This window comes from Nocardioides sp. NPDC127514, assembly GCF_040302125.1.
Classification (GTDB): Bacteria; Actinomycetota; Actinomycetes; order Propionibacteriales; family Nocardioidaceae; genus Nocardioides.
In genome coordinates, this window is record NZ_JBEORF010000054.1 from 1 (window position 1) to 25634 (window position 25634).

Sequence of the window (25634 nt, forward strand, 5' to 3'; positions counted from 1 at the left end):
CATGGCGGCTCTCGCCGAGAAGGGCGTATCGCCCACCGTGGTCGACGACCAGATCGGCCGGCTCACCTTCACCGACACCCTCGCCGCGGCCACCGCTCACCTGCTCCGGTCCGGGGCTGCGTACGGGGTCTACAACTGCACCAACGCCGGGGAGCCGTGCTCGTGGCGGGACATCGCCGCCGAGGTGTTCTCGCTGTCGGGGCGTGACCGGGCTGATGTGGGCGCGACCTCGACCGAGGCCTACTTCGCGGGCAAGGAGGGTGTCGCGCCGCGACCGCTCAACTCGGTGATGTCCCTCGACAAGCTCACCGCCACCGGGTTCGAGCCCGAGGACCACCTCGACGCCCTGCGCCGCTACCTGAAGGCCTGACGGCCGACTCAGGCCGTGCTACTTCTCCGAACGCTCCGGCAGCCGCCAGGCGGCGGCGTTGTTGTCGAAGGCCTCCAGGCCGCGCGACTGTCGGATGAAGCCCCACAGGAGCGGGCCGAGGAGCAGCATCGCGCCGCCGAGGAGCAGCAGGAAGGTGGCGTCGGCGCCGAGCATCTTGGCGCCGGAGAGCGTCAGCATGATGACGATGCCGCGCCGGATGACCGACTGGGAGACCCAGCGCGCCATCCGGGAGCCGAGGAACGTGCCGGGGGTGCCGCCGAGGATGAGCGGGATCAGCACCGCCCACTCGACGCCGTGGTTGAGCACCTGGCCGATCGCGGCGGCCAGGACGAGCGGCACCGCCTGGAGCAGGTCCGTACCGACCAGCTTCACCGCGGAGAGGGTCGGGTAGACCAGCAGCAGCGCGATCATGATGACCGAGCCGGAGCCGACCGAGGTGATGCCGACCAGCAGACCGCCGAGCGCGCCGATGACGACGGTGAGCAGCGGCTTCAGGCGGGGATCTTCCTCGGGAGCCTCGTTGCCGCCGGTGACCAGACGTAGCTGCAGGTACATCCGGAACATGTAGGACGCCGCCGCGAACAGCAGGGCTCCGCCGAGGACGAGCTTGAGGAAGTGGTCGGTGTCGCCCGGCGCCAGCTTGTGGACGAAGGTGCCCAGGAACGCGCACGGCACCGAGCCGATGATGAGGTACGTCGCCAGCTTGATGTTGGGCGAGCCGTGGCGCCAGTGCACCGCGGCCCCGACCGACTTGTTGACCGAGGCGGCGACGAGGTCGTTGGCGACCGCGGTCGTCGGCGGCACCCCGAGGAAGATCAGCGCCGGCGTCATCAGGGCGCCACCGCCCATGCCGGTCAGCCCGACGACGATGCCGATGCCGAAGCTGACCACGAGCACGCTGAGCGCGTCTTGGGTGAGGAGGTCGGCGAACACGGGGCAACTCTCACATAGTCTCGCCCCCATGCCAGCACCAGTGCCGTTCGCCGAGATCATCCGCTCCGACTTCGTCGAGGGACACCATTACGGTTCCGCCGTCTCCCTGGCGGCCGACGGAACCGTGAGCTGGTCGCTCGGTGACGTCGACTCCCCGATCCTGCCGCGCTCCTCGAACAAGCCGGTCCAGGCCCTCGCGATGGTGATCCTCGGCCTCGACCTGCCGCCCGACCTGCTCGCCCTCGCCTGCGCCTCCCACTCGGGCGAGGCGTTCCACCAGGAGGGCGTACGCCGCATCCTCGCCACTGTCGGCCTGGACGAGTCCGCGCTCGGCAACATCGAGGACTACCCGTTCGGTGTCGAGGCGCGGGAGGAGGCGCTCCGTCGCGGCGAGCCGAAGACCCGGCTGGCGATGAACTGCTCCGGCAAGCACGCCGCGATGCTGGCCACCTGCGTCGCGGCAGGCTGGCCGCTGGAGGACTATTTGGACCCGAAGCACCCGCTCCAGGAGGGCATCCAGGAGGTGCTCGAGGCGTGCACCGGCGAGACCGCGTACGCCACCGTCGACGGCTGCGGGGCGCCGGCCCTGTCCACGTCGCTGACCGGTCTGGCGCGGGCGTTCTCGATGATCGGCTCGGCGGTCGACGGCCCGGCCGCGCGGGTCGCCGAGGCGATCCGGTCCCACCCCGAGTACGTGTCGGGCACGACCCGCGACGAGGTGGCGCTGCACCGGGCCGTACCCGGGCTGATCGGCAAGCTGGGGGCCGAGGCGGTCTACGCCGTCGCGCTTCCCGACGGCCGCGCGTGGGCGCTGAAGGCCGACGACGGCGGCGACCGGGCGCGGGCCGCTGTGATGGCCGCCGCGCTGCTGCGCGACGGGGTCGGTGACCTCGACGGGGTCGATGCCGATGCCGTGCGCGCGACCGGCGACGCGCCGATCTTCGGTGGCGGGCGACGCGTCGGGGAGATCCGCGCTCTTCTGTGATCTGCTAGCGGTCTGCTAGCGAGTCGAGGATGGCGTGGTTTCGCGCGTTTCCGCCGGTTGATGAGGCAACTAGTGGGTGATGTGTGTCACTTCGGTTGCTCAGGCCTTGTGTTTGCTAGCAATTGTTAGCACACTGGAGTCATGGTCAAGAGCAAGGTCACGAGTGCGGTTGGCACGCTCGGCGAGTATCTGAAGGAACAGAGGATCTCGGCTGAGATGTCTCTGCGTCAGCTCGCCGACCAAGCAGGTGTGTCCAACCCCTACCTCAGCCAGATCGAGCGCGGTCTGCGCAAGCCATCGGCTGAGGTCCTCCAGCAGATCGCCAAGGCGCTGCGTATCTCGGCGGAGCAGGTCTATGTCCGTGCCGGGATCCTCAGCCCCGACTCCAACGTCGGGGGGTCCGTGGAGCTCGCCGTGCTCGCCGACCCGAGCCTGACCGAGCGGCAGAAGCACTCGCTGCTCGACGTCTATCACTCGTTCCTTGCTCTCAACAGTCGTGTCACCGACGATGCGCCGGCCGCCGATGAAACCGCTGAACCCCATCACGAGGAGAACCCAGATGCCCACCCTGCCCAAGATTGAGACCACCAAGCCCCTCAACGCCGTCGCCGGTGTCGCGGACCTCGCCTACGAGACCGTCAAGGACCTCGCCACCGACCTGCAGAAGCGCGTCGACGGCTACCGCTCCGAGGCGACCACCAAGCTGACCGACGCCCGCTCCAAGGCGACCGAGAAGGCGACCGCCTATCGCACCCAGGCGACCGAGAAGGCCACCGCTGCCAAGTCCACCGTGACCGGCTTCGACACGAAGTCCCTCCCGGCCCTGGCCAAGGAGCAGTACACCGTTCTCCCCGAGAAGCTGAAGACCACCGTCAAGGCCAAGCTCGACGAGACCACCGGCTCCGCCACCGGCACCTACGACAAGCTCGCCACCCGCGGTGAGACCTTCGTCGCGAAGTTCAAGAAGTCCGAGACCGCTGAGGCCCCGGCCGAGGCTCCGAAGGCTGAGGCTCCCAAGGCCGAGGCTCCCAAGGCGGAGGCCCCGAAGGCCGAGGCTCCGGCCGAGACGCCGGCCCCCGCCAAGAAGGCTCCGGCCAAGAAGACGGCTGCCAAGAAGGCCTGATCCTGGCCCTTCATGCCCGACGGCTCACCGAGGTAACTCGGTGAGCCGTCGGTTATTTCATCGAGTTCCACGAGGGAAGTGGGCGTTGACCGAGTTACCTCGGTGAACATCCCCTCCGAAGTCAGCTCGGGTAGTCGGCGCCGGCGGCCTGGCGGGCCTCCCAGGCGGTGGCGACCATGGAGCGCAGGTCGTGGCGCATCTCCCAGTCGAGGTCGCGCCGGGCGAGCTCGCCGGTGGCGACGATGCGGGCGGGGTCGCCGGGGCGACGCGGCTTGATGACCGGCTCGAAGTCGATGCCGGTGACCTCGCGGATGGCATCCATGATCTGCCGTACGGAGGAGCCGTCCCCCGAGCCGAGGTTGTAGACCGGCTCAAGGTCCTTGCCCTCGGCGAGCCGCTTGGCGGCGACGACGTGGGAGTGGGCGAGGTCGGCGACGTGCACGTAGTCACGTACGCAGGTGCCGTCGGGGGTCGGGTAGTCGTCGCCGTTGATCTGCGGCGTCTTGCCCTTGGCCAGCGCGTCGAAGACGAGCGGGAAGAGGTTGTGGGGGCTGGTGTCGTAGAGGTCCTTGCTGCCGGACCCGACGACGTTGAAGTAGCGCAGGCTGGTGTGGGCGAGCCCCTCGGCGCGCGCCACGTCGGCGATCAGCCACTCGCCGATCAGCTTCGACTCGCCGTAGGGGCTCTCCGGGTTGGTCGGCGTGGTCTCGGTGACCAGGTCGACGTCCGGAGTGCCGAAGGTCGCGGCGGAGGAGGAGAAGACCAGCTTGTCGACACCGGTGGCCGTCATCGCCTCGAGGAGGTTGGCGGTGCCGGTGACGTTCTGTGCGTACGTGTGCAGCGGCCGCTGCACCGACACGCCTGCGTACTTGAAGCCGGCGAGATGGATGACTCCCTCGACGCCGTGGTTGGAGATCGCCTGCTCGATCGCGGACTTGTCCAGCAGCGTGGCCTCGACGAACGTGACGTTGTCGGGCACGAACTTCGCGAACCCCGAGGACAGGTCGTCGATGACGACCGGCTCCATGCCCGCGTCGAGCAGTGCCTGCACGACGTGCGATCCGATGTAGCCCGCGCCTCCGGTAACCAACCAACTCATGCGATGAAGATAGCGGGGTGCCCTGAGCGGTTAGGTTTGCGGGGTGAGGCTCCTGCACGGTGACGGCGACCCGACGACCCCTGAAGGCCTGCGGGCCATCTATGCGCCGCCCCGCCTGCCATGGCTGCGGGCCAACATGGTGAGTTCCCTGGACGGTGCTGCGACCGGCTCCGACGGCCGTTCCGGCACGGTCAACAACGCGGTCGACGTCGACGTCTTCCACGTCCTGCGCGACCTCGCCGACGCCGTTCTGGTCGGCGCCGGGACCGCCGTCGCGGAGACGTACCAGGCCAAGGGCGCGCCGATCGTCGTCGTCTCCCGCCGCGGCCGGATCCCCGACGGTCTCCGCGGCTGCGAGCCCGGCGCGGTCCGGCTCGCCACGGTGGCCGAAGCGCCCGGCCTGGACGCGGCGCGCGAGGAGATCGGCGAGGAGAACGTCTACGTCACCGGCACCTCCGAGGTCGACCTGCCGGCGCTCCTCGACCGGCTGCACGAGGAGGGCATGCAGCATGTGCTGTGCGAGGGCGGGCCGGCCCTTCTCGGCTCGCTGCTCGAGGCCGGCGTGGTCGACGAGCTCTGCCACACGATCACGCCCAAGCTCCTCGCCGGCGACGGCCGGCGGATCGTGACCGGGCCACCCACGGACGTACCGGTGTCGTTGGGTTCGCTCATCGAGCACGAGGGCACGCTGCTCGGACGTTGGCTCGTAAATCCATGACGTTCACGGTCAGTTTCCGGTAACGAAATCTTGAGACCAAGAGTTTTACTCTTGACGGGGTCCGACCCAGCCGATTGACTCACCGATCGTGCCAGGTATGACGGCCGTCACGACCAAGCGACCACGTCAGGCACTCTCGGGAAGACGCATACGGGAGTGGCTGATCTTTGTCGCGTTCGTCGCGCCCAACGTCGTTCTGATCGCGGTCTTCACCTACCGACCGCTCTTCCAGAACATCTACTACTCCACGCTCAACTGGACGCTGGGCTCGAAGTTCGCGACCCCCGTCGGGCTGGGCAACTACCGCGACTTCTTCACCTCCGGCGAGGCGAGCAAGGTGCTCACCACGACGGCGATCTTCACCGTCGCGACCGTCGGCCTCACCCTCGCCCTGGGTCTGGGTGTCGCGCTGGCGCTCAACCGAAAGCTTCCGGGCGCCGGGTTCGCGCAGGCCACGGTCTTCGCGCCGTACATCCTCTCCGGCTACGGCGTCGGGCTCGCCTGGCTCTACATCTTCGACCCCAACATCGGCGCGCTCTCGGCGATCCTGCGCGACATCGGCCTGAACAGCCCGGAGTGGATCAACTCGCCTCCGTGGACGCTGACGATGGTGATCATCGTCTACGTCTGGAAGAACCTCGGCTATGCCGCGGTCATCTACCTCGCCGGCCTGCAGGCGGTGCCGGGCGACGTGCTGGAGGCGGCCGATCTCGACGGCGCCGGCCCGGTGAGGCGGTTCTTCACGGTGACCCTGCCGCTGCTGTCGCCGACCACGTTCTTCCTGCTGGTCACCACGATCCTGAACAGCCTGCAGGCCTTCGACCTGCTGATCGCGATGGACAAGCTCGGCCGCGGCGCCCGCACGCTCATCTTCGACGCCTATCTGACCGGCTTCAAGGAGCAGAGCCAGGCGGGCTACTCCGCGATGCTCTCCACGGTGCTCTTCGCGATCCTCGTGGTGATCACGCTCATCCAGCTGATCGTCGTGGAGAGGCGGGTCCACTACCGATGAGCACGACGACGGCTCCCTCACGCAAGCTGCGGCTGACGCCGCTGACCGTACGCGACTACCTGGTGCTCCTGCTCGCCGTGCTCATCGTCGTGCTGCCGCTCGGCTACATGTTCCTGGCCTCCTTCAAGGGCGCCGGCGACCTGGCGACCACCGACCTGGTCGTCTTCCCCGAGGTCTGGAAGCCGGAGAACTACGCCGAGGCCGCGCAGAAGGTCCCCTTCGGGCGGCTCTTCCTCAACTCCACCATCGTCACGGTCGTCGGCGCCGGGCTCAAGGTGCTGCTGGCGATCCTGACGGCGTACGGCCTGGTCTTCTGCGAGTTCCCCGGCAAGAAGTACATCTTCTGGGGCGTGCTCGCCACGATGATGGTGCCGCCGCAGGTCACCGCGCTGCCCAACTACGTCTTCATCAGCAGCCTCGGTGGCGAGAACACCTACTGGGGCCTCATCCTGCCCGGTCTCGGCACCGGCTTCGGTACGTTCCTGCTGCGCCAGGCCTTCATGCAGCTGCCCTACGAGGTGATCGAGGCGGCTCACCTCGACGGCGCCGGCCACTGGCGGAGGCTGTGGCACTGCGTGGTGCCGATGTCGCTGCCGTCGATCGCGACCGTGGCCCTGGTCAACGTGGTCTACGAGTGGAACGACTACCTGTGGCCGCTGATCATCATCACCGATCCCGAGATGATGACGCTGCCACGTGGTCTGACGCTGCTGCAGAACAGTGAGTCCGCGGCCAGCTCGTTCGGCGTCCTGATGGCCGGCACCGTGATGGTGCTGCTGCCGATCCTCGTCGTCTTCGCGTTCCTGCAGCGGCACATCGTCAACGGCTTCACCCAAGGCGGCGTCAAAGGCTGACGTTCTCAGCCCACAGTTGGCACAACAGGGAAAGGGATGCTTCATGAACACCTCGTCCAACCTGCATCGCTCGGGTCTGATCCTGGACCGACGACGGTTCCTCGGCCTCAGCGCCCTGGGCATCTCCGCGGCGGCGCTCTCCGCCTGCGGTGGTGGCCCCTCGACCAGCGGGGGAGGCGGCGGCGCCAGCAAGGTCGAGCAGATCGACTTCAGCGGCGTGAAGCCGGCCAAGGAGGTCACCTTCTGGACCTCCAACCCGGGTGACTCGATCAAGGTCAGCACCGAGATCGTCAACGCCTTCAACGCCTCCCAGTCCGACATCACGGTCAAGCTCGTCACGGCCGGGGCCGACTACGAGGAGATCGCGCAGAAGTTCCAGACCGCGCAGACCGGTGGCGACCTGCCCGACATCATCAACCTGTCGGACGTGTGGTGGTTCCGCTACAAGATGAACGACCAGATCATCCCGCTCGACTCGCTCTTCGAGGCGCTCGAGTTCGACACCGACGACTACGTCGACTCGCTGCTGGGCGACTACCTCTACGACGACGCCCACTGGGCGGTCCCGTGGGCGCGCTCGACGCCGCTCTTCTACTACAACAAGGACCACTGGAAGAAGGCCGGGCTGCCCGACGAGGGGCCGGAGTCCTGGGAGGAGTTCGGCGAGTGGAAGATGAAGCTCGCCGCGACCAGCGGCGCGAAGTTCGCCTTCCAGTTCCCCGCTCTGGCGGGCTACGCCGGCTGGACCCTGCAGAACAACCTGTGGGGCTGGGGTGGTGGCTGGTCGAAGGAGGAGTCGTTCGACATCACCTGCAACTCGGCCAGCTCGGTCGAGGCGCTCTCGTTCCTCAAGGACTGGGTCTACAAGGACAAGGTCGCCGGGGTCGCCGGCGTCGACCAGATCCAGGACTTCGCGGCGGGCGTCGCCAGCGCCACCGTCGGCTCGACCGGTGACCTGATCAACGCGATCACCTCGGCGAAGTTCGACGTCGGCGTCGCGCCGCTGCCCGCCGGGCCGGCGGAGTCCGAGCGGATCTGCCCGACCGGCGGCTCGGGCGTCGGCATCCCGAAGGACATCAGCCCCGAGCGGCAGCTCGCGGCCGGCACCTTCATCAAGTTCCTCACCGAGCCCGAGCAGGCGATCAAGTTCTCGGAAGCGACCGGCTACGTGCCGATCCGCAAGTCCGCCGACCCCGCCGCGATCCTGAAGAAGACCCCGCAGGCCCAGGTCGCGATCGACCAGCTCCCCAACACCCGCTCGCAGGACTACGCCCGTGTCTTCCTGCCCGGTGGGGACCTGGAGATGGCCAACCACATGGCCTCGATCCTCACCGAGAACAAGGACGTCCAGACCGAGATGGACAGCCTGAAGACGGCGCTGGAGAAGATCTACACCGACCAGGTCAAGCCGCACGTCTGATGAGCACCCGCGTAGGGCACCCCGCGGGGTGCCCTACGCTCGGTTCTCGTGAGCGAGGACTTGGTAGTGGAGCGGCGCCCGGGCGTCGTACAGGTGACCTTCAACCGGCCGCAGAAGCACAACGCCTTCACCGCGGAGATGTACGGCGCGCTGCACGACCTGTGCGACGAGCTGGCCACCGACGAGTCGGTGAAGGTGCTGGTGCTGACCGGCACCGGCGGACGGGCGTTCGCCGCCGGCAACGAGATCTCCGACTTCCTCTCCCGCGACGCGGTGGACTATGAGGACTGGATCCGCGCGCTGCTCGAGAAGCTGTTCGCGCTCCCGCAGGTCACCATCGCCGCGGTCGACGGCGTCTGTGTCGGTGGCGGGCTCGCGGTCGCGACCCACTGCGACCTGCGGGTCGCGACGCCGCACTCGCGCTTCGGCTACCCGATCGCGAAGACGCTCGGCAACGCGCTTGCGGCATCCATCGTCTACCGCGCGGCCGCCGTCTTCGGCGAGCCGGTCGTACGCGAGATGCTGCTCGCGGCACGCCTGGTCGGTGCTGACCGCGCCTACGCCACCGGCGCGCTGACCGCCGTCACCGACTCGCTGGCCGACGAGATCGACGCGCTGGTCGAGGGCATCCTGCCGCTCTCCGGTGTCACGGTCCGGGCCACCAAGAGCCAGCTCGCCGCGTACGCCGCCCGGTCGGAGGCCTCGCCGGAGGGTGACGAGGACCTGCTGCGCGAGGTCTACACCGGCGCCGACTTCAAGGAGGGCGTACGCGCGTTCCTGGCCAAGGAGAAGCCCGCCTTCCGCTAGGGCGCGTCGAGGTCCGCGTCGACGTCACGCCTCGTCGTCGAAGTCGATGCGGATCATGCTGCGCTCGATGGTGGACAGGTCCGCGATCGTCGGCTCCTGGGAGCCGCTGACCTTCAGCCCGAGCTCGAACGGCGACGCACCGTTGTCCAGGGCTGCGCGCAGAGCGGTGCCGACCTGCAACGGTGTGGTCTGCAGGAGGACGGCTCGGCCGTGCCGTACGCGGCCCTGCTGAGTGACGGTCACCGGTGCGGGGTCGGTGAAGTTGAACCGCCATGGCCGCTCGGTGAACACCGTCGGGATGCCGTTGATCGTGTGCAGGCACACCGGCACCCGCAGCGTCCTGCCGCTGCGTCGGCCGGTGAACTCCAGCAGCGCCTTGAGGGCGATGCGTGGGCCCAGCCGAGGATCGGTCAGGACCCGCCTGACCAGGGGATTGACCATCCGCATCAGGGCCGGTGGCGGTGGCGCCAGCCGCACCCTCGTCGACGTCCGTGTCCTCGTCTGTGTCATCGCGCGCTCCTCGCACTCGTCCTGCGACGATGCTAGGAAGACGGCGGACGGCGCGATATACCACCAATCTGGCATTCCGGGGCCGCTCGGTTGAGCCTACGGTGGGTGGATGAGCGCCGACACGATGCGGCGGGGCGCGGAGAAGATCACCCGGCTCTGCGCCGAGCCGCGCGATCTCGTGTCGCTCTGGAACGAGACCACCGAGGTCCTCCAACGGGTCGTCCCACACTTCTGGACACCGTGCTTCTACACCTTGGATCCCAGCTCGCTGTTGATGACCAGTCACTTCCACCTCGGTCTTGCCGAGTTTCCCGGGGAGTGGCTCGCTGCCGAGTACTACGCCAACGACGTCCATCAGCTCACCGATGTGGCCCGCTCGACCTCGGGTATCTCGACCCTGCACGAGGCGACCGGCGGCGATCCATCGTCCAGCCCGCGGTGGCACCGGAACATGGCCATGGGAGGGGACCAGGAGCTCATCGCCAGGCTCCGCACCCGTTCTGGTGAAGTCTGGGGAGCTCTGGGTCTCTACCGCGAACCGCGGGACGCGATGTTCACCGAGCTCGAGAAGGCCTTCGTCATGTCGGTCGCACCGGCGCTCGCCGAAGGTGCCCGTGCGGCGCTGCTGGTGGGGCAGGCCCGCGAGCCAGAATTCGCCGACTCCCCGGGCCTGCTCATCCTCGACCGCAGCTGGAACGTCGACTCCGCCACACCGGGCGTCGAGCGCTGGTTGTCCGAGCTGCCCGACGGTGACTGGGACGCCGGTCGCCTGCCGTCCTCGGTGCTCACCCTCGCCGGCCGGGTGCTGGGCATGGCCGAGAATCCTGACCGCGGCGAGATCGCCGTGTCCCGCGTTCTGTCACGAACCGGCATCTGGGTCGTCCTGCACGGCGCTCGCCTGACCTCGACCGGTGACCCGCGCATCGCGATCATCATCGAGCCGGCCAATCCTGGCCGGCTGTACCCGTTGTTGATGTCCGCCTATGGGTTGACCGAACGCGAGAAGGAGGTCACCAGGCTCGTCCTGCAAGGCAGGTCGACCGCGCAGATCGCCGCCGACCTCGTGCTCTCGGCCCACACCGTCCAGCAGCACCTGAAGAGCATCTTCGACAAGACCGGTGTCCACAGTCGCCGCGACCTCGTCGGCAAGGTCTTCTTCGCCCACTACGAGCCTCGGCTCCGCGACAACGAGCGCCGCGCCCAGAACGAGCAGCCGCTACGCGGAGAGCCCTGGCAAAGCCGTTGACCTGCGGACGAGGTTGACGGACGATGACGCATGCCTTCCGAGCAGAAGACGTACGTCGAGACCGACCAGTTCCGGGACGCGCTGATCAAGCAGAGCGACCTCAGTGGTCTGGAGATCCGGGACTGCTGGTTCGAGGAGCGAGTGAAGATCGTCGACTGCTACGGCCGCGACGTCTATCTCGGCGGCGACTTCGGGCGGGTCGTGGTCAACGACATCGACGTGACGGCGTACGTCGAGGCCGAGCTCGATCGTGTCGAGCCCAACCGGGCGCCGGCCCGCGAGGCGCAGGCGGCGGATGAGATCCGTGCGGCCTGGGCGGCGATCGAGGCGACCTGGGCGGCGACGTTCGAGCGGGTCCGGGCTCTGCCGGAGGAGCTGCATCGTCGGCGGGTCGACGAGGAGTGGTCGTTCATCGAGACCCAGCGCCATCTGCTCTACGCGAGCGACAAGTGGCTCGGAAACCCGGTCCTCGAGGAGGACTCGCCGTACAACCCGCTCGGGTTCGGTCCAGGCGGCGCCCCTGACGGAGTCGACGGACTCACCGTCGACGCGGACCCGTCGTTGGAGGAGATCCTGGAGCCACGCCTGGCCCGGATGGGCACGATGCGCGAGTTCGTCTCGGGGGTCACCGACGCGGACCTCGACCGGCTCTGCACCCGCAAGCCGATCGGCAACGATCCCGAGGCCGACTACACCGTGCGCCGCTGCCTCAAGGTCGTCCTCGCCGAGGAGGCCGAGCACCACCGCTACGCCGTACGCGACCTGGCTGCATTAACCGCTGGTTGAGGCGGGGCGGTGCCCCTACGCTGACCGCCGTGAAGGTCTTCGGCTGGTTCGTGCTGACTCTGGTGTTCGTCGATGAGCTGCTGGCGATGGCCGCCTTCGGCGTCTGGGGGTGGCAGCACGACCCGCGATGGCTGTTGGTCTGGCTCCTGCCGCTGGTGGCGATGTTCGTCTGGTGGTTGTTCGCCTCACCGAAAGCGCCTCGCGGTGGTCCCGTGATCCGGCCGGTGGCCAAGGTGATCGTGTTCGGGCTCGCCTCGCTGGCGCTCCTGGACGCGGGTCAGCCGGGATGGGCGCTCGCGCTGCTGATCTTCTCGGTCATCATCAACGGGTTGGCTCAGGTGCCGGCGATCAGCCGGCTGCCCAACGATGTGCCTCGACCAGACTCGGTCCGTACCAGGTGATCAGCCGGCCGCTGACCAGCTCGGTCGGCGTCCACGAGAACGCCTCCGGGCCGTCCTCGGCGGTGAAGACGTACGGCTCGTCGGGCAGCAGCACGGCATCGGCTCCGACGCCGTCGATCTCGGCCAGCTCGACGTGCGGATAGCGGTCCGCGTGCTCGCCGAAGACGTTCTCCCAGCCCAGCCGCCGCAGCAGGTCTCCGGTGAACGTCCGTGAGCCGACCACCATCCACGGGTCCCGCCAGATCGGCACCACGACCCGGCGAGTGACCCGGGGAGCGGCCCGCACCAGAGCCGGCGAGCCTCCGCGAGCCATCCCGGGCGGTCCCAGCCGAGGCCGTCGAGAAGGTTCTCCATGGACGCGATCGCCTGGGGGACCGTCTCGATGTCCGTGACCCAGACCCGGACACCCCGCTCCCGCAGCCGGCGTACGTCCAGCTCCCGGTTCTCCTCCTTGTTCGCCACCACCACGTCCGGTGCCAGCGCCGCGATCGCGGCCAGATCCGGGTTCTTGGTACCGCGCACGCGCGGCACGTCGAGGTCTGCCGGATGCGTGCACCAGTCAGTCGCCCCGACGACTCGGTCCGCCGCGATCGAGACGAGCGCCTCGGTCAGCGACGGGACGAGCGAGACCACCCGGGTCGCGGGGTGCGGGCCGTCGTACGTGGTGCCCAGGTCGTCGGGTCGGCCCGAATGCTCACCGAGGTAACTCACTCAACGCTCGCTTCCTTCGTGGAACTCCACGAGGGATGTGGCTGTTCACCGAGTCACCTCGGTGAACAGCCACCCCTCACACGTTGCGCCGATACTGTCCGCCGACCTCGAAGAACGCCTCGGTGACCTGGCCGAGCGAGCAGACCCGGGCCGCGTCCATGAGCGCGGCGAAGACGTTCTCGTCGGAGGTGGCGGCCTGCTTGAGACGTACGATCGCCTCTTCCGCCTCACGGGAGTGGGCGGCCTGGAAGGCGTGGACGCGGTCGAGCTGGGACTTCTTCTCGGTCTCGGTCGCACGGGCGAGCTCGACGGGGCCGGCGGGGGCGCCGTTGGTGTCACGTACGAACGTGTTGACGCCGACGATCGGCAGCGTGCCGTCGTGCTTGCGGTGCTCGTAGAGCATCGACTCGTCCTGGATCTTTCCGCGCTGGTAGCCGGTCTCCATCGCGCCGAGCACGCCGCCGCGCTCGGAGATCCGGTCGAACTCCTTCAGTACGGCCTCCTCGACGAGGTCGGTGAGCTCGTCGATGATGAAGGAGCCCTGGAGCGGGTTCTCGTTGAACGCCAGGCCCCACTCGCGGTTGATGATCAGCTGGATCGCCAGGGCGCGCCGCACCGACTCCTCCGACGGGGTGGTCACAGCCTCGTCGAAGGCGTTGGTGTGCAGCGACTGGGCGTTGTCGTAGATCGCGATGAGCGCCTGCAGCGTGGTGCGGATGTCGTTGAAGTCCATCTCCTGCGCGTGCAGCGACCGGCCCGAGGTCTGGATGTGGTACTTCAGCTTCTGCGAGCGCTCCGAGGCGCCGTAGCGCTCCCGCATCGCGATCGCCCAGATCCGGCGGGCGACGCGGCCGATGACGGAGTACTCCGGGTCCATCCCGTTGGAGAAGAAGAAGGACAGGTTGGGAGCGAAGTCGTCGATGTCCATGCCGCGGGCCAGGTAGGACTCCACATAGGTGAAGCCGTTGGCGAGCGTGAAGGCGAGCTGGGAGATGGGGTTCGCCCCGGCCTCGGCGATGTGATAGCCGGAGATGCTCACCGAGTAGAAGTTGCGCACACCGTTCTCGATGAACCACTCCTGGATGTCGGCCATGCAGCGCAGCGAGAACTCCGTGGAGAACAGGCAGGTGTTCTGGCCCTGGTCCTCCTTGAGGATGTCGGCCTGGACCGTGCCGCGGACCGTCTGCAGCGCCTTCGCCGGGTCGATACCGCGCTCGCGCGCCTGGTCGATCACGGTGTTGAGGAAGAACGCCAGGATCGTCGGCGCCGGACCGTTGATCGTCATCGACACCGAGGTCGTCGGGGCCAGCAGGTCGAAGCCGTCGTAGAGCGCCTTCATGTCGTCCAGCGTCGCCACCGAGACGCCGGAGGTGCCGACCTTGCCGTAGATGTCGGGGCGTACGTCGGGGTCACGGCCGTAGAGGGTGACCGAGTCGAACGCGGTCGAGAGCCGGGTCGCCGGCTGGCCCTCGGAGAGCAGCTTGAAGCGGCGGTTGGTGCGGAACGGGTCGCCCTCGCCGGCGAACATCCGCGCGGGATCCTCGTTGGCTCGCTTGTAGGGGAAGACGCCCGCGGTGAACGGGAAGTACCCGGGCAGGTTCTCGTTGCGCAGGAACCGGGTCAGCTCGCCGCGGTCGGTGTAGCGCGGGGTCGACACTCGCGGGATGTAGTTGCCGGCGAGCGACGTGCGGCCGCTCTCGTCAGCCGCGTACGTCTCCCTGGTCTCCTGCCAAGAGGAGAGCTGCTTGCGCAGGTCGTCGGGGATCTCGCTGGCAGGAGCCTCGAGCTCGGGGTGGTCCGCGGCCACGATCTCGTAGGCCTGCTCCTTCCGCGCCGCGGCGACGAGCTCGACGGTGCGGGCGTGGTAGTCGCGTACGTCGCCCGCGATGTCGGCGAGGTAGCGGACGCGCTTCTCGGGGATGATCGGGTGGAGGCCGGTCGAGTGGCGGGTCGAGACCCGGGGAAGGACGCCCTCGCTGATGGCGAGACCCGCCTCGGCGAGGAGCCCGCGCAGGTGCTGGTAGAGCGCGGTGACGCCGTCGTCGTCGAAGGCGGCGGCCGAGGTGCCGAAGACGGGCATGTCGTCGGGGGAGGAGGTGAACGCCTCCCGGTTGCGGACGAGCTGGCGGGACACGTCGCGCAGTGCGTCCTCGGCCCCGCGCCGCTCGAACTTGTTGATCGCCACGACGTCGGCGAAGTCGAGCATGTCGATCTTCTCCAGCTGCGACGCGGCGCCGAACTCGGGCGTCATCACGTAGAGCGAGACGTCGACGAAGTCGCTGATCCCGGTGTCGCCCTGGCCGATGCCGGGGGTCTCGACGATGACGAGGTCGACGGCGGCCTTCATCACGGTCAGCACGTCGCCGAAGTGCTCGGGCACCTCGTGACCGCCGCGCGTGGCGAGGGAGCGGTAGTACGTCGTCGAGCCACCGTCGGTGATGGCGGCGAGCGAGTTCATCCGGATGCGGTCGCCCAGCAGCGCGCCGCCGCCGCGCCGCCGGGTCGGGTCGATGGCGAGTACGCCGATGCGGATCTTGTCCTCCTGGTCGACCCGCAGCCGCCGGACCAGCTCGTCGGTGAGCGAGGACTTGCCGGAGCCGCCGGTGCCGGTGACACCGAGCACGACGGCCTGGTCGGCCTCACGCAGCCGGGTCAGGAAGTCCTCGGGGAGCCGGCCCTGCTCGGCGCCGGTGATCGCGCGTCCGATGGAGAGCCCGTAGCCGGCGATCACGCCGTTGGGGGTGATGGGGAAGGTGGGCCACAGGTCGCGGTCGATGTCGCGTACGACCGTGTTGATCATCCCCGGGAGCCCCAGCCGCTGGCCGTCCTCGGGGGAGAAGATCTTGACGCCGGAGTTGGCCAGCCGCTCGATCTCGTAGGGAACGATGACGCCGCCGCCACCGCCCACGACCTTGACGTGGCCGGCGCCGCGCTCCTTGAGGGCGCACACCAGATACTCGAAGAACTCCACGTGTCCGCCCTGGTAGGAGGAGACCGCCACGCAGTGCGCGTCCTCCTGGACGGCGGCGTCGGCGATCTCGGTCACCGAGCGGTTGTGGCCGAGGTGGATCACCTCACATCCCTGCGCCTGGAAGATCCGGCGCATGATGTTGATCGCCGCGTCGTGACCGTCGAACAGACTGCTCGCGGTCACGATCCGTACGTGGTTCTGGGGGATGTGGAGGTCGGACATGGGCGGTGCTCCCAGGGAATAGTTGGACGTCCAAGTAATTCCAGCATAGGTCGTCCCTGGCGTACTTGCCAGTACGCGACGTCGGCGTCTCAGCCGACGGCATCCCCCGAGGCCGCGCGGAGCTGGGTGAGCAGCGCGGTCAGGCCGTGCACGTCGTCGATGCCGGGTTTCTCGAAGACCTCGCTGTTGAGCGAGATGGTGGCCGCCTCGACGACCTCGCGCCCGGCGTCGGAGATGGCGGCGAGGACCACGCGCCCGTCGTCGGCGGAGCGGCTGCGGCGTACGAAGCCCTGCTTCTCCAGGCGGGCGACGGCGCTGGTCACCGAGGCGGGGTGGACCTGGAGGCGGGAGCCGAGCTTGGCCATCGGGAGCTGGCCGTCCTGGGTGAAGGAGAGGAGGCGAAGCACCTCGTAGCGGGCGAAGGAGAGGTCGTGGGGGCGCAGCGCGGCGTCGACGCGCTCCATGACGAGCTGGTGTACGCGCACGAGCGAGGTCACCAGCGCCATCCCGTCGGCGGCATCGGCCCAGCCGTGCGCGATCCACTGCCGTTTCGCCTCGCCGATCGGATCCATGCGGGCCAGCATCACACAGATGGCTTTACGAATTGATTACGACGGCGCGCCGAACGTCCCGAGAAGGTTGAGAATCACCGCGACGCCGATGAGGGTCGCGATCACCGAGAGCGTCACGACCAGGCCGACGGCGACGGAGAAGCCCGCCCCCTCGTGGCGCGCGCCGCGTTGCTGCAGCGCGTAGAGCCGAGCGACGCTGGTGATCAGCGTGCGCCCCTCCTCGGCGTCGAAACGGTACTGGTCCGTGTCGGGAACGGCCTCGGGGTCGTGCACGGTCCACACGCCCTGGTCGGTCTGCTCGTCATCGGCCTCGATGCGGCGTACGCCGGTCCGCTGCGTGTGCGGCACGTCGCCGAACCAGACGAGGCTGCGGGTGTCCTCGATGATCGCGTACGAGCTCCGGGTCGGCATCGAGACGTGGTAGGTGAAGACCCAGTGCAGCTTGGCGGCCAGCAGCATGGAGTGCCAGCGTTCGTCGGCCAGGTCGAGCTCCACGTCGAAACCGCGCGCGGTCTCGGTCGCCTTGTAGGGCGTTCCATCGCACACGCGCGCGACATGTTCGAAGAAGGGCCTCGCATGAGGGGACACGTCTCAAGAGGTTATCGGTTCCGGGGACTCTGTGGGTTCACTCCGTGGCGTTGGGCGGCACGTCGATCTGGAAGTGGACCCGGCCACCGTCGACGTCGTCGACGGTGAGGATCGCGTCGTACTTCTCGCCCTCGGAGGTGAGGACACAGGTCATCTCCGTGCCGACCTTGCCCTCGAGATCACCGGGGCAGTCGAGATCCTCGGGCGTGACGCCGATGGCGTTGGTGAGCTGCTCGGTCGCGATCCGCTCGACCGTCTTCTCCTGCACGTAGTCCTTGTCCGAGCCGCCGCAGGCCGTCAGAGACAGACCGAGCGGCAGCACGAGCAGTGCCGCGCCGGTGGTGGCGCCCGAGAAGGCGCGGGTGCGTGTCATGCGCACAGACTAGGGGTAGGCAAAGATCAGGCAGACGTACGCCGCACCAGCACGGGCGCGCAGACGCGAACGGCCGCCGACCCCGATGGGGCCGGCGGCCGGGCGGCGGAGGGGTCAGCCCACCGGCGTGAAGTCGCGCGCCCCGATGAACGTGGGCCGCGGCCTCGGGGCCGAGAACGGCTCGACCGCGGTGTTCTCCACGCTGTTGAACACCAGGAAGACGTTCGAGCGCGGGTAGGGCGTGATGTTGCCGTTGGACCCGTGCATGCAGTTGCAGTCGAACATGACCGCGCTGCCGGCGGCGCCGGCGAGCACGTCGATCCCGTAGGTGTCCGCCATCTTCGTGATGGTCTCCTGGTCCGGGGTGCCCGCCCCCTGCATCACCAGCGAGGACTTGTAGTTGTCCTCGGGAGTGGCGCCGCCGCACGAGACGTACGTCCGGTGCGTGCCGGGCATGATCATCAGCGGCCCGTTGAAGGAGTGGTTGTCGGTCAGCGAGATCGAGATGCTGGCGGTCCGCATCCGGGGCAGGCCGTCCTCGGCGTGCCAGGTCTCGAAGTCGGAGTGCCAGTAGAAGTCACCGCCGCCGAAGCCGGGTTTGAAGTTGATCCGGCTCTGGTGGATGTAGACGTCCGACCCCAGGACCTGCCGGGCCCGGCCGACCACGCGCGGGTCGGCTGCCAGCCGGGCGATGAGGTCGCTGGTCCTGTGCACCTCGAAGATCGAGCGCACCTCCTGCGAGGCGGGTTCGATGATGGTGCGCTCGTCGGCCCGGGTGTCCGGGTCGTTGCTGAGCCGGTGCAGCTCGGCGCGCAGCTCCGCGACCTCCTCGCGCGTGATCAGCTCGGGGACGGTCAGGTAGCCGCGCTCGTCGTAGGAGTCGAGCGTCTGCTGGTCCATCGGCCCGTCGGCCGCGGTGCCCCAGACGACCTTGTCCTGGCGGGGGAGCGTGCTGAAGCCCTCTTCGAGACGGGTGGGGTACACGTCCTCGACGTGTTCGATCGCAGCGGTCATGCAGGTACCTCCTCGGTCGGGTTGCTGGCGTCGGGCTCGGTGAGGAGCGGGTAGACGCCGTCCTCGTCGTGCACCTCCCGGCCGGTGACCGGCGGGTTGAAGGTGCAGATCAGGCGCAGATCGGTATGGGCGGTGACGGTGTGCTTGTCGTGCTTGTCGAGCAGGTAGCACATCCCGTCGCGGATCTCGTACGTCTCTCCGGTCTCGCGGTCGAGGAGCTCGCCCTCGCCGCCGACGCAGTAGACGCACTCGATGTGGTTGGCGTACCAGAACTCGTTCGTCGTCCCGGCGGGGATGTTGGTCTCGTGGAAGGAGAAGCCGACGCCCTCGCGGGCCAGCACGATCCGGCGGCTGCGCCAGGTGCCGTGCTCGGACTCGACGCGTACGTCTCGGTCGGTCTCGTCGAGGTCTTCCAGATAGGTGACGCGCATGTTCTCTCGTTTCAGCAGTCGGGGGAGGTCAGGCCGGGTTGCCGTCGCCGAGGACGGACGCGGTGGCCTCCTCGACGATGGCGAGGCCGCGGGCGAGCTCCTCGGAGGTGATGGTCAGCGGCGGCATCGTCTTGAGCACCTCGTCCTCGGGGCCGGAGGTCTCGACCAGCAGGCCGCGCTCGTACGCCGCCGTCGCGATCTTCCCGGCCGCGCTGACGTCCGGGAAGGCGACGCCGGTCAGCAGGCCGCGGCCGCGGACGGTCGCACCCTCGTACCGCTCGGCGACCTTGGTCAGCCCGTCCCGCAGTTCGGCGGCCTTCGCCTGGACGTCCTTCTGGAAGGAGTCGTCGGCCCAGTACGTCTCCAGCGCCGCCCGGCCGGTGACGAAGGCGAGGTTGTGACCGCGGAAGGTGCCGTTGTGCTCACCGGGCTCGAACTGGTCCAGCTCGGGCCGGATCAGGGTCAGCGCCATCGGCAGGCCGAAGCCGGAGATCGACTTCGACAGACAGACGATGTCGGGGGAGAACCCGGCCTCCTCGAAGCTGAAGAAGGTGCCGGTACGTCCGCAGCCGGCCTGCACGTCGTCGACGATCAAGATGATGTCGTACTCGCGGCACAGGTCCGAGAGCGCCTTGAGCCACTCCAGCCGGGCGGCGTTGAGGCCGCCCTCGCCCTGGACGGACTCCACGATGATCGCGGCCGGCTTGTCGACGCCGGAGCCGCTGTCCTGGAGCACCCGCTCCAGCCACATGAAGTCGTCGACGGCACCGTTGAAGTAGTCGTCGTACGGGATCTTCGAGCTGTTGGTCAGCGGGATGCCCGCGCCCTTGCGCTTCATCGAGTTGCCGGTCACCGCGAGCGAGCCGAGCGTCATCCCGTGGAACGCGTTGGTGAACGACAGCACGTGCTGTCGCCCGGTCACCTTGCGCGCCAGCTTGAGCGCGGCCTCGACGGAGTTGGTCCCGGTCGGACCGGGGAACATCACCTTGTAGTCGAGGTCGCGCGGCTCGAGGATCAGGTCCGAGAAGGTCTGCAGGAAGTCCCGTTTCGCGCTGGTGTGCATGTCCAGGGAGTGCAGGATGCGGCCCTCGCGCAGATAGTCGAGCAGCGGCTCGAGCAGCGCGGGGTTGTTGTGCCCGTAGTTGAGCGCGCCGGCCCCGGCGAAGAAGTCCAGGTACTCGGTCCCGTCCTCGCTGGTGACGGTGGCGCCCTGGGAGTGGGTCATCACGGCGGGCCAGCTGCGGCAGTAGCTGCGTACCTGTGACTCCAGGGAGTCGAAGATCGCAGTGGCAGGCTCGGTGGTCGTCGTCATGGGTATGACACCTCCGTGATCGGGTCGTGCGGGTGGGAACGGGCCGATGCGGAACAGCAGCTCCGCGTCGTGCCCGTCGGGAAACATCGCGGGCTCGAAGAGCGGCGTGCGCTCGATCGGGGCGCCGCGTGCGTTCGCGAACGAGGTGAACAGGGCGATGGAGGCGCTGTTGTCCGCGGTGATGGTCGTCTCCAGGTGGCGTACGCCCTGGTCGACGGTGAGGCGGTCGACGAGCTCGTCGAGCATGCGGCGGGCCAGGCCCTGGCCGCGGTGCTGCTCGTCGACGGCGACCTGCCAGATCATCAGGCTCTCCGGATCGTCCGGACGGAGATAGCCGGTGACGAATCCTCCTGGATCGTCATCGACGGTCGCGATGAGCGACGTCTCTGCGAAGTCGCGTGCCCACAGCAGGTAGGCGTACGAGGCATTGACGTCGAGTACCCGAGATTTCGTTGCCATCCGCCACAGGTGCTGACCGTCCTCGAGGTCCGGTGAGCGGAAGTCGACTCGGGAAGCCGACTTCAGGCGGGGCACGCTGCCAGTCGAATTGCGATGTGGCATCGCCGCACGACGCTAACAGCCTTGCCGCGGGCATGCCCGGGTCGCGTCCGCACTCCGATATGCGGGCGTACCGAGCGGGGCGTCAGGTCAGGCAGACGTACGCCGCACCAGCTCGGGCGCGAAGACGACCCGCCGCGGGAGGGTGGTGGTGCCGTCGAGCTGGGCGAGGAGAAGCCGGCAAGCCTCGGTGGCCATCGCGACGATCGGGTTGGTCATGGTGGTGAGCGGCGGAAGCGTGCGTGCTGCCGTGCCCAGGTCGTCGAAGCCGATCAGGGCGATGTCATCGGGCACGCGCAGGCCGCGCTCGCCCAGGCAGCGCAGGGCGCCGGCAGCCATCAGGTCCGAGGCAGCGAAGATGCCGTCGAGGTGGGGGTGGGCGTCGAGGAGGCGCCCGCAGGCGACCGCGCCGCCGTCCTCGGTGAAGTCGCCTTCGACCATGGCCTCGTCCGACAGGCCATTCTCGGCGAGCTCGGCCCGCCAGCCGGTCAGCCGGTCCCAGCCGGCGTGCATGTCGGCTGGTCCGGCAATGGTGCCGATCCTTCGGCAGCCGCGATCGACCAGGACGCGGGTCGCCTGCCGCCCGGCGCCGACGTTGTCGCTGTCGACGTAGGACACCAAGTCCTCGCTGGTCCAAGGGCGGCCGATGAAGACGTTCGGCAGTCCGATAGCGGCCAGATGGTCCGGAAGGGCGTCGCTGCGGTGGTGAGAGACGACGATGGCCCCGTCGACGTGGCGTCCGCGCAGGTACCGCAGCATCCGCTCCTCCTCGCCGCCCTGTGCGATCAGCAGCACCACCTGCAGGTCGCGCTCGGACAAGACCCGCGTGACGACGTGCAGCGTGCGCGCGAAGAACGGGTCGGAGAAGACCCGCTCGTCGGGCTCGGGCACGACCAGCGCGACCGAGTCGGTGCGCCGCGTGACCAGCGACCGCGCCGCCGGGTTGGGGGTGTAGCCGAGCGTGCGGACCGCTTCGGACACGGCCTCAGCGGCCTTCGCGGAGACGCGGGAGCCGCCGTTGATGGCGCGCGACGCGGTCGCCCGGCTGACACCAGCCAGCCGAGCGACCTCGTCGAGCGTGGGCATGTTCACGACAGTGCCTATTCCTTCCGGGCCGGCACCCGATTGTTGGCCGCGACATCGGCGAACCAGAGGCCGCTGTCCTTCGGCGTACGCACCTGGGTCTCGAAGTCCACGTGCACGATCCCGAACCGGTGCGCGTAGCCGTAGCTCCACTCGAAGTTGTCGAGCAGGGACCAGGCGAAGTAGCCGCGTACGTCCGCACCCTGCTCCATCGCGTCGAGGGTGGCGCGCAGGTGCGTGTCGATGTAGTCGAGTCGGGCGCTGTCGTGCACGGCGCCATCCTCCACCACATCATCGTAGTAGGCCCCGTTCTCGGTGATGTAGATGGGCGGGGCGCCGTACTCACCGCTGAGCCGGGTCAGCAGCCGGGTCAGCCAGACCGGGTCGATCTCCCAGTCGCGGGCGGTCGTGTCACGGCCCGTACGTGGGGTGACGAACTCGGCGCCGGGGTAGGGGTTCCCCCGCGGCAGGTCGGAGTGAACGAGCCGGCTGCCCAGCACCTGGTCGGGGTCGATCTCGAACGGCTCCGCCGCGATGGCGTTGCCGAAGTAGAAGTTGACCCCGAGCACGTCGAGCGGCGCGGAGATGACCTCCAGGTCGCCCTCGAGCACCCAGTCCTGCCACGGCCGGCCCTGGAAGGTCAGGCCCTCGGTGTCCGCGGCCAGGTCGTCGGCGTACTTGCCCCGGAACAGCGGGTCGAGGAACACCCGGTTGTGCAGACCATCGATCCGCCGGGTCATGTCGACATCCTCGGGACGGTCGGCGTCGTAGGGGTCGACGACCGTCGGGTTGAGGGTGATGCCGAGCGACTTGCCGTTCTCCGGCGTCGCGCCGCGGGAGCGCAGCTCGTTGATCACGAGCCCGTGCCCGAGCATGAGGTGGTGGGCCGCGACGATGCCGGCCACGCCCTCCTGGCGACCCGGCGCGTGCTGGCCACCGGAGTAGCCGAGGAACGCCGAGCACCACGGCTCGTTCAGCGTCGTCCAGTTGTCGACGCGGTCGGAGAGCGCGTCGTAGACGGTCGTGGAGTACTCCACGAACCGGTAGGCGGTGTCCCGGCTGGTCCAGCCGCCCTGGTCCTCCAGCGCCTGCGGCAGGTCCCAGTGGTAGAGCGTGATCCACGGCGCGATCTCGGCCTCGAGAAGCTCGTCGACGAGACGGCTGTAGAAGTCGAGTCCTGCCTGGTTGACCTTCCCGCCGTCGGGACGGATCCGCGGCCACGCCGTCGAGAACCGGTACGAGGCCAGGTTGAGGCGCTTCATCAGCGCGACGTCCTCGGGCACCCGGTGGTAGTGGTCGCAGGCCACCTCCCCGGTGTCGCCGTTGAGGATCGCCCCCGGCACCTTCGTGAAGGTGTCCCAGTTGCTGGGCGTGCGTCCGTCCTCGTCGATGGCTCCCTCGATCTGGTAGGAAGCCGTCGCCGCACCCCAGAGGAAGTCCTGGGGAAACGTACGCTCGGCGCGGGCTGGGTGTGTCGAGAGATTCATCCCTTGACGGCTCCTTGCATGATGCCGGACACCAGGTGGCGGCCGGTGGCGATGAACAACAGAAGTAGGGGCACGGTCGCGAGGATCGTTCCGGCCTGGACCAGCGCCATGTCGGCATGCCCCTGTCCGGGCGCGACCTTGAGCGCGTCCAGCGCGGTCTGCAGGGTCTGTACGTCGGAGCCCTGCAGCACGATCAGCGGCCACATGAAGTCGGTCCACACCTGCATGAAGGTGAACAGGCCGAGGATCGCCATGGCCGGTCGTGCGGCGGGGAGGGCGACTGTCCAGAACGTACGGATCATGGACGCACCGTCGACGCGGGCTGCGTCGATGAGCTCGTCGGGGATCGCGTCGACCAGGTACTGCCGCATGAAGAAGACGCCGAACGCGGTCACCAGCCACGGCAGGATCACGGCAGGGAGGGTGCCGGTCAGGCCGAGGCTGGAGAACTGCTTGAGCATCGGCACCAGTGCGAGCTGGGTCGGCACCGCCAAGGTCGCGACCACGAAGACCATCGCCGCGTTGGCTCCGCGGAAGCGGAGCTTGGCGAAGGAGTAGCCGGCCAGGGTCGAGAACAGCACCACCGATGCCGCCGAGACCCCGGAGACGATGATCGAGTTGAGCAGCGCCGTCCAGAAGTCGATTCGGTCGAAGACCCGGGCGGCGTTGTCGAAGAAGTGTCCGCCCGGGACCAGCGGGGGAGGCGACTGGATCGCCCGCTGGCGGGTCACGGACCCGATGACGAACGACCAGTAGAGGGGGAAGGCCGACCCGATCAGGAACGCTGTGAGCAGGCCGTACACGAGGAATCCAGGTCTCTTGCTCATCGGAGGCTCCTACGCTGAACGGCCCGGGTGACCAGGAAGTTGACCAAGGCGATCCCCACGATGATGAGGAAGAGCACCCAGGCGGCGGCCGCCGCACGCGGATACGGGTTGGTCGTGGTCTGGGCGGTGTTGAAGACGTACATCGTCAAGGTCGTGTACTGGAAGTCGGAGCCGCCCTGGAACCGCAGGTTGGTGTCGAAGATCCGCGGCTCGGTGAAGATCTGCAGGCCACCGATGGTCGAGGTGACGATGACGAAGATCATCGTCGGCCGGATCGAGGGCAGGGTGACGTGGAAGAACTGCCTCACCTTGGAGGCGCCGTCGATGTCGGCCGCCTCGTAGAGGTCTCGCGGGATCGCCTGCATGGCGGCGAGGATGATCAGCGCGTTGTAGCCCGTCCAGCGCCAGTTGACCATGGTGGCGATCGCGGTCCAGCTGGCGAACCGGTCGGCGTGCCAGGGCACCTTCGGAAGGCCGAACTCGGCGAGCGTCTGGTTGATCAGGCCGGTGCCGTCGGCGAAGATCGCGCCGAAGATCATCGCGGACGCCGCGGGGGCGACCACGAAGGGCAGCAGGATGCTCATCCGCCACAGGGTGCGGCCACGGAGCTGGGTGTCGAGCAGCGCGGCGAGGATCGTCGCCACGATGATCTGCGGCACCGAGGAGAGCAGGAAGATCCCGATGGTGTTCCAGAAGGCCTTGCGGAAGACCGAGTCACCGAGCACGTGGGCGTAGTTGTCCCAGCCGACCCACGGGCCGACCTCGGACCCGTACGCAGGCCAGGAGAAGAAGGACAGGTAGCCGGTGTAGAGCATCGGGTAGAGCCCGATGACGATGAACACCAGGAAGAACGGCGCGACGTAGAGGTAGGGCGAGAGCTTGAAGTCCCACCGGGAGAGCCGGTTACGCCACGCCTGGCGGCGGGGTGCTGCCCCGGTCGAGGGCGCCGGGGTGGCGTTCTCGACCGGGGCAGAGGTGGTGGTCGGCATGGATCAGGACATTCCTTCGACGCCCTCGAGGAAGGTCGCCCACGACTTCTCGGGGTCGGTGCCCTCGTCGACACGTCGGATCGCCTGCTGGAAGAGGCCCAGGATGTCGGAGTACTTGTCACCCTTGAACGGGACGCCCGCCGGCACGGCCTCGGCGCGGCTGGCCAGGATCTGCGAGGTCGGGGCGTTGTTGAAGTAGGGGTCCGTGGCG

26 protein-coding genes and 2 pseudogenes are annotated in these 25634 nt (G+C 68.4%); 12 read left to right on the top strand and 16 right to left on the bottom strand.

Annotation, left to right across the window (positions count from 1 at the left end; all coding sequences use genetic code 11):
• Window positions 1–370, top strand: a 370-nt coding sequence (locus ABTX24_RS29145; protein WP_350844646.1) for a sugar nucleotide-binding protein, incomplete at its 5' end; no start/stop codon positions are given.
• 18 nt (window positions 371–388) lie between these two features.
• Here the strand turns inward: ABTX24_RS29145 and ABTX24_RS29150 are convergent.
• Window positions 389–1324: a sulfite exporter TauE/SafE family protein gene (locus ABTX24_RS29150; RefSeq protein ID WP_160026787.1), complete on the bottom strand. Its 936-nt coding sequence runs from the start codon at window positions 1322–1324 to the stop codon at window positions 389–391.
• Window positions 1325–1352: 28 nt separating this feature from the next.
• On the opposite strand from ABTX24_RS29150, the gene ABTX24_RS29155 reads away from it, so the two are divergent.
• The 3 genes from ABTX24_RS29155 to ABTX24_RS29165 all read left to right on the top strand — a co-directional run bounded on the left by ABTX24_RS29155 (window position 1353) and on the right by ABTX24_RS29165 (window position 3432).
• Window positions 1353–2309 carry an asparaginase gene (locus tag ABTX24_RS29155; protein WP_350844648.1) on the top strand — a complete coding sequence of 319 codons (957 nt, stop codon included), beginning with the start codon at window positions 1353–1355 and terminating at the stop codon, window positions 2307–2309.
• 216 nt (window positions 2310–2525) lie between these two features.
• Entirely contained in the window at window positions 2526–2891 is a 366-nt protein-coding gene (locus tag ABTX24_RS29160; RefSeq protein ID WP_457162905.1) for a helix-turn-helix domain-containing protein, read from the top strand.
• Window positions 2869–3432: a hypothetical protein gene (locus ABTX24_RS29165; RefSeq protein ID WP_350844650.1), complete on the top strand. Its 564-nt coding sequence runs from the start codon at window positions 2869–2871 to the stop codon at window positions 3430–3432. Before ABTX24_RS29160 ends, ABTX24_RS29165 begins: the two co-directional genes overlap by 23 nt.
• A 121-nt stretch (window positions 3433–3553) precedes the next feature.
• Here the strand turns inward: ABTX24_RS29165 and galE are convergent, their stop codons facing one another.
• Window positions 3554–4531 carry a UDP-glucose 4-epimerase GalE gene (gene galE / locus ABTX24_RS29170; RefSeq protein WP_160026790.1) on the bottom strand — a complete coding sequence of 326 codons (978 nt, stop codon included), beginning with the start codon at window positions 4529–4531 and terminating at the stop codon, window positions 3554–3556.
• Between the two features lie 43 nt (window positions 4532–4574).
• On the opposite strand from galE, the gene ABTX24_RS29175 reads away from it, so the two are divergent.
• The 5 genes from ABTX24_RS29175 to ABTX24_RS29195 all read left to right on the top strand — a co-directional run bounded on the left by ABTX24_RS29175 (window position 4575) and on the right by ABTX24_RS29195 (window position 9342).
• Window positions 4575–5249, top strand: coding sequence for a dihydrofolate reductase family protein (locus tag ABTX24_RS29175; RefSeq protein ID WP_350844652.1), 675 nt, complete (start codon window positions 4575–4577; stop codon window positions 5247–5249).
• A gap of 97 nt (window positions 5250–5346) precedes the next feature.
• The gene (locus tag ABTX24_RS29180; RefSeq protein WP_350844654.1) at window positions 5347–6261 is read left to right on the top strand and encodes a carbohydrate ABC transporter permease; all 915 of its coding nucleotides are present in this window, start codon (window positions 5347–5349) and stop codon (window positions 6259–6261) included.
• A complete protein-coding gene (locus tag ABTX24_RS29185) occupies window positions 6258–7115 on the top strand; it encodes a carbohydrate ABC transporter permease (protein WP_350844656.1) in 858 nt (285 codons plus the stop codon). The genes ABTX24_RS29180 and ABTX24_RS29185 overlap by 4 nt, the downstream gene beginning before the upstream one ends.
• 43 nt (window positions 7116–7158) lie before the next feature.
• Window positions 7159–8535, top strand: a complete 1377-nt coding sequence (locus ABTX24_RS29190) for an ABC transporter substrate-binding protein (protein WP_350844658.1) — start codon at window positions 7159–7161, stop codon at window positions 8533–8535.
• Between the two features lie 48 nt (window positions 8536–8583).
• Window positions 8584–9342: an enoyl-CoA hydratase-related protein gene (locus tag ABTX24_RS29195; protein WP_350844659.1), complete on the top strand. Its 759-nt coding sequence runs from the start codon at window positions 8584–8586 to the stop codon at window positions 9340–9342.
• Window positions 9343–9366: 24 nt separating this feature from the next.
• On the opposite strand, the gene ABTX24_RS29200 is transcribed toward ABTX24_RS29195, so the two are convergent.
• A complete protein-coding gene (locus ABTX24_RS29200) occupies window positions 9367–9852 on the bottom strand; it encodes a hypothetical protein (protein ID WP_201451216.1) in 486 nt (161 codons plus the stop codon).
• Between the two features lie 109 nt (window positions 9853–9961).
• On the opposite strand from ABTX24_RS29200, the gene ABTX24_RS29205 reads away from it, so the two are divergent.
• The 3 genes from ABTX24_RS29205 to ABTX24_RS29215 are packed head-to-tail and all read left to right on the top strand — an operon-like array spanning window position 9962 to window position 12285.
• Window positions 9962–11098 carry a helix-turn-helix transcriptional regulator gene (locus ABTX24_RS29205; RefSeq protein ID WP_350844661.1) on the top strand — a complete coding sequence of 379 codons (1137 nt, stop codon included), beginning with the start codon at window positions 9962–9964 and terminating at the stop codon, window positions 11096–11098.
• Between the two features lie 30 nt (window positions 11099–11128).
• Complete coding sequence (locus ABTX24_RS29210) at window positions 11129–11884, top strand: DinB family protein (RefSeq protein WP_350844663.1); 756 nt, start codon at window positions 11129–11131, stop codon at window positions 11882–11884.
• A gap of 29 nt (window positions 11885–11913) precedes the next feature.
• Window positions 11914–12285 (top strand): YrdB family protein, encoded by a 372-nt coding sequence (locus ABTX24_RS29215; protein ID WP_350844665.1) that lies wholly within the window; start codon window positions 11914–11916, stop codon window positions 12283–12285.
• Here the strand turns inward: ABTX24_RS29215 and ABTX24_RS29220 are convergent.
• The 13 genes and pseudogenes from ABTX24_RS29220 to ABTX24_RS29280 all read right to left on the bottom strand — a co-directional run.
• Window positions 12233–12996: pseudogene (locus ABTX24_RS29220) on the bottom strand (helical backbone metal receptor). The gene ABTX24_RS29215 and the pseudogene ABTX24_RS29220 sit on opposite strands and share 53 nt — an antisense overlap.
• Before the next feature lie 76 nt (window positions 12997–13072).
• On the bottom strand, window positions 13073–16189 hold the full coding sequence (gene icmF, locus ABTX24_RS29225) for a fused isobutyryl-CoA mutase/GTPase IcmF (RefSeq protein WP_350844667.1): 3117 nt from the start codon (window positions 16187–16189) through the stop codon (window positions 13073–13075).
• Between the two features lie 89 nt (window positions 16190–16278).
• A complete protein-coding gene (locus ABTX24_RS29230) occupies window positions 16279–16761 on the bottom strand; it encodes a MarR family winged helix-turn-helix transcriptional regulator (RefSeq protein WP_201451218.1) in 483 nt (160 codons plus the stop codon).
• Window positions 16762–16797: 36 nt separating this feature from the next.
• Window positions 16798–17307, bottom strand: coding sequence for a hypothetical protein (locus tag ABTX24_RS29235; RefSeq protein WP_160026799.1), 510 nt, complete (start codon window positions 17305–17307; stop codon window positions 16798–16800).
• Window positions 17308–17386: 79 nt separating this feature from the next.
• Window positions 17387–17722, bottom strand: coding sequence for a DUF4333 domain-containing protein (locus ABTX24_RS29240; protein ID WP_350715602.1), 336 nt, complete (start codon window positions 17720–17722; stop codon window positions 17387–17389).
• Window positions 17723–17836: 114 nt separating this feature from the next.
• Window positions 17837–18736 (bottom strand): ectoine hydroxylase, encoded by a 900-nt coding sequence (gene thpD / locus ABTX24_RS29245; protein ID WP_160026801.1) that lies wholly within the window; start codon window positions 18734–18736, stop codon window positions 17837–17839.
• Complete coding sequence (locus ABTX24_RS29250; RefSeq protein WP_160026802.1) at window positions 18733–19167, bottom strand: ectoine synthase; 435 nt, start codon at window positions 19165–19167, stop codon at window positions 18733–18735. Before ABTX24_RS29250 ends, thpD begins: the two co-directional genes overlap by 4 nt.
• Before the next feature lie 28 nt (window positions 19168–19195).
• A complete protein-coding gene (ectB, locus tag ABTX24_RS29255; RefSeq protein ID WP_350844670.1) occupies window positions 19196–21013 on the bottom strand; it encodes a diaminobutyrate--2-oxoglutarate transaminase in 1818 nt (605 codons plus the stop codon).
• A 114-nt stretch (window positions 21014–21127) separates the two neighbouring features.
• Window positions 21128–22123: a LacI family DNA-binding transcriptional regulator gene (locus tag ABTX24_RS29260; RefSeq protein WP_160029437.1), complete on the bottom strand. Its 996-nt coding sequence runs from the start codon at window positions 22121–22123 to the stop codon at window positions 21128–21130.
• 14 nt (window positions 22124–22137) lie between these two features.
• Window positions 22138–23607, bottom strand: a complete 1470-nt coding sequence (locus tag ABTX24_RS29265) for a glycoside hydrolase family 1 protein (protein ID WP_350844672.1) — start codon at window positions 23605–23607, stop codon at window positions 22138–22140.
• A complete protein-coding gene (locus tag ABTX24_RS29270; protein ID WP_350715593.1) occupies window positions 23604–24434 on the bottom strand; it encodes a carbohydrate ABC transporter permease in 831 nt (276 codons plus the stop codon). Before ABTX24_RS29270 ends, ABTX24_RS29265 begins: the two co-directional genes overlap by 4 nt.
• Window positions 24431–25423 carry a carbohydrate ABC transporter permease gene (locus ABTX24_RS29275; RefSeq protein WP_350844674.1) on the bottom strand — a complete coding sequence of 331 codons (993 nt, stop codon included), beginning with the start codon at window positions 25421–25423 and terminating at the stop codon, window positions 24431–24433. Before ABTX24_RS29275 ends, ABTX24_RS29270 begins: the two co-directional genes overlap by 4 nt.
• A gap of 3 nt (window positions 25424–25426) precedes the next feature.
• Window positions 25427–25634 (bottom strand): annotated as a pseudogene (locus ABTX24_RS29280) (ABC transporter substrate-binding protein); the annotation flags it as partial.

Excerpts from the sequence above, each read along its gene's own strand:
- ABTX24_RS29200 (WP_201451216.1), bottom strand. The coding sequence starts at position 9,852 with ATGACACAGACGAGGACACGGACGTCGACGAGGGTGCGGCTGGCGCCA.
- galE (WP_160026790.1), bottom strand. The coding sequence starts at position 4,531 with ATGAGTTGGTTGGTTACCGGAGGCGCGGGCTACATCGGATCGCACGTC.
- thpD (WP_160026801.1), bottom strand. The coding sequence starts at position 18,736 with ATGACCGCTGCGATCGAACACGTCGAGGACGTGTACCCCACCCGTCTC.
- ABTX24_RS29210 (WP_350844663.1), top strand. The coding sequence starts at position 11,129 with ATGCCTTCCGAGCAGAAGACGTACGTCGAGACCGACCAGTTCCGGGAC.
- ABTX24_RS29250 (WP_160026802.1), bottom strand. The coding sequence starts at position 19,167 with ATGCGCGTCACCTATCTGGAAGACCTCGACGAGACCGACCGAGACGTA.
- ABTX24_RS29205 (WP_350844661.1), top strand. The coding sequence starts at position 9,962 with ATGAGCGCCGACACGATGCGGCGGGGCGCGGAGAAGATCACCCGGCTC.
- ABTX24_RS29160 (WP_457162905.1), top strand. The coding sequence starts at position 2,526 with ATGTCTCTGCGTCAGCTCGCCGACCAAGCAGGTGTGTCCAACCCCTAC.
- icmF (WP_350844667.1), bottom strand. The coding sequence starts at position 16,189 with ATGTCCGACCTCCACATCCCCCAGAACCACGTACGGATCGTGACCGCG.
- ABTX24_RS29270 (WP_350715593.1), bottom strand. The coding sequence starts at position 24,434 with ATGAGCAAGAGACCTGGATTCCTCGTGTACGGCCTGCTCACAGCGTTC.
- ABTX24_RS29265 (WP_350844672.1), bottom strand. The coding sequence starts at position 23,607 with ATGAATCTCTCGACACACCCAGCCCGCGCCGAGCGTACGTTTCCCCAG.
- ABTX24_RS29240 (WP_350715602.1), bottom strand. The coding sequence starts at position 17,722 with ATGACACGCACCCGCGCCTTCTCGGGCGCCACCACCGGCGCGGCACTG.
- ABTX24_RS29260 (WP_160029437.1), bottom strand. The coding sequence starts at position 22,123 with ATGCCCACGCTCGACGAGGTCGCTCGGCTGGCTGGTGTCAGCCGGGCG.
- ABTX24_RS29185 (WP_350844656.1), top strand. The coding sequence starts at position 6,258 with ATGAGCACGACGACGGCTCCCTCACGCAAGCTGCGGCTGACGCCGCTG.
- ABTX24_RS29275 (WP_350844674.1), bottom strand. The coding sequence starts at position 25,423 with ATGCCGACCACCACCTCTGCCCCGGTCGAGAACGCCACCCCGGCGCCC.
- ABTX24_RS29165 (WP_350844650.1), top strand. The coding sequence starts at position 2,869 with ATGCCCACCCTGCCCAAGATTGAGACCACCAAGCCCCTCAACGCCGTC.
- ABTX24_RS29180 (WP_350844654.1), top strand. The coding sequence starts at position 5,347 with ATGACGGCCGTCACGACCAAGCGACCACGTCAGGCACTCTCGGGAAGA.
- ABTX24_RS29155 (WP_350844648.1), top strand. The coding sequence starts at position 1,353 with ATGCCAGCACCAGTGCCGTTCGCCGAGATCATCCGCTCCGACTTCGTC.
- ABTX24_RS29230 (WP_201451218.1), bottom strand. The coding sequence starts at position 16,761 with ATGGATCCGATCGGCGAGGCGAAACGGCAGTGGATCGCGCACGGCTGG.
- ABTX24_RS29190 (WP_350844658.1), top strand. The coding sequence starts at position 7,159 with ATGAACACCTCGTCCAACCTGCATCGCTCGGGTCTGATCCTGGACCGA.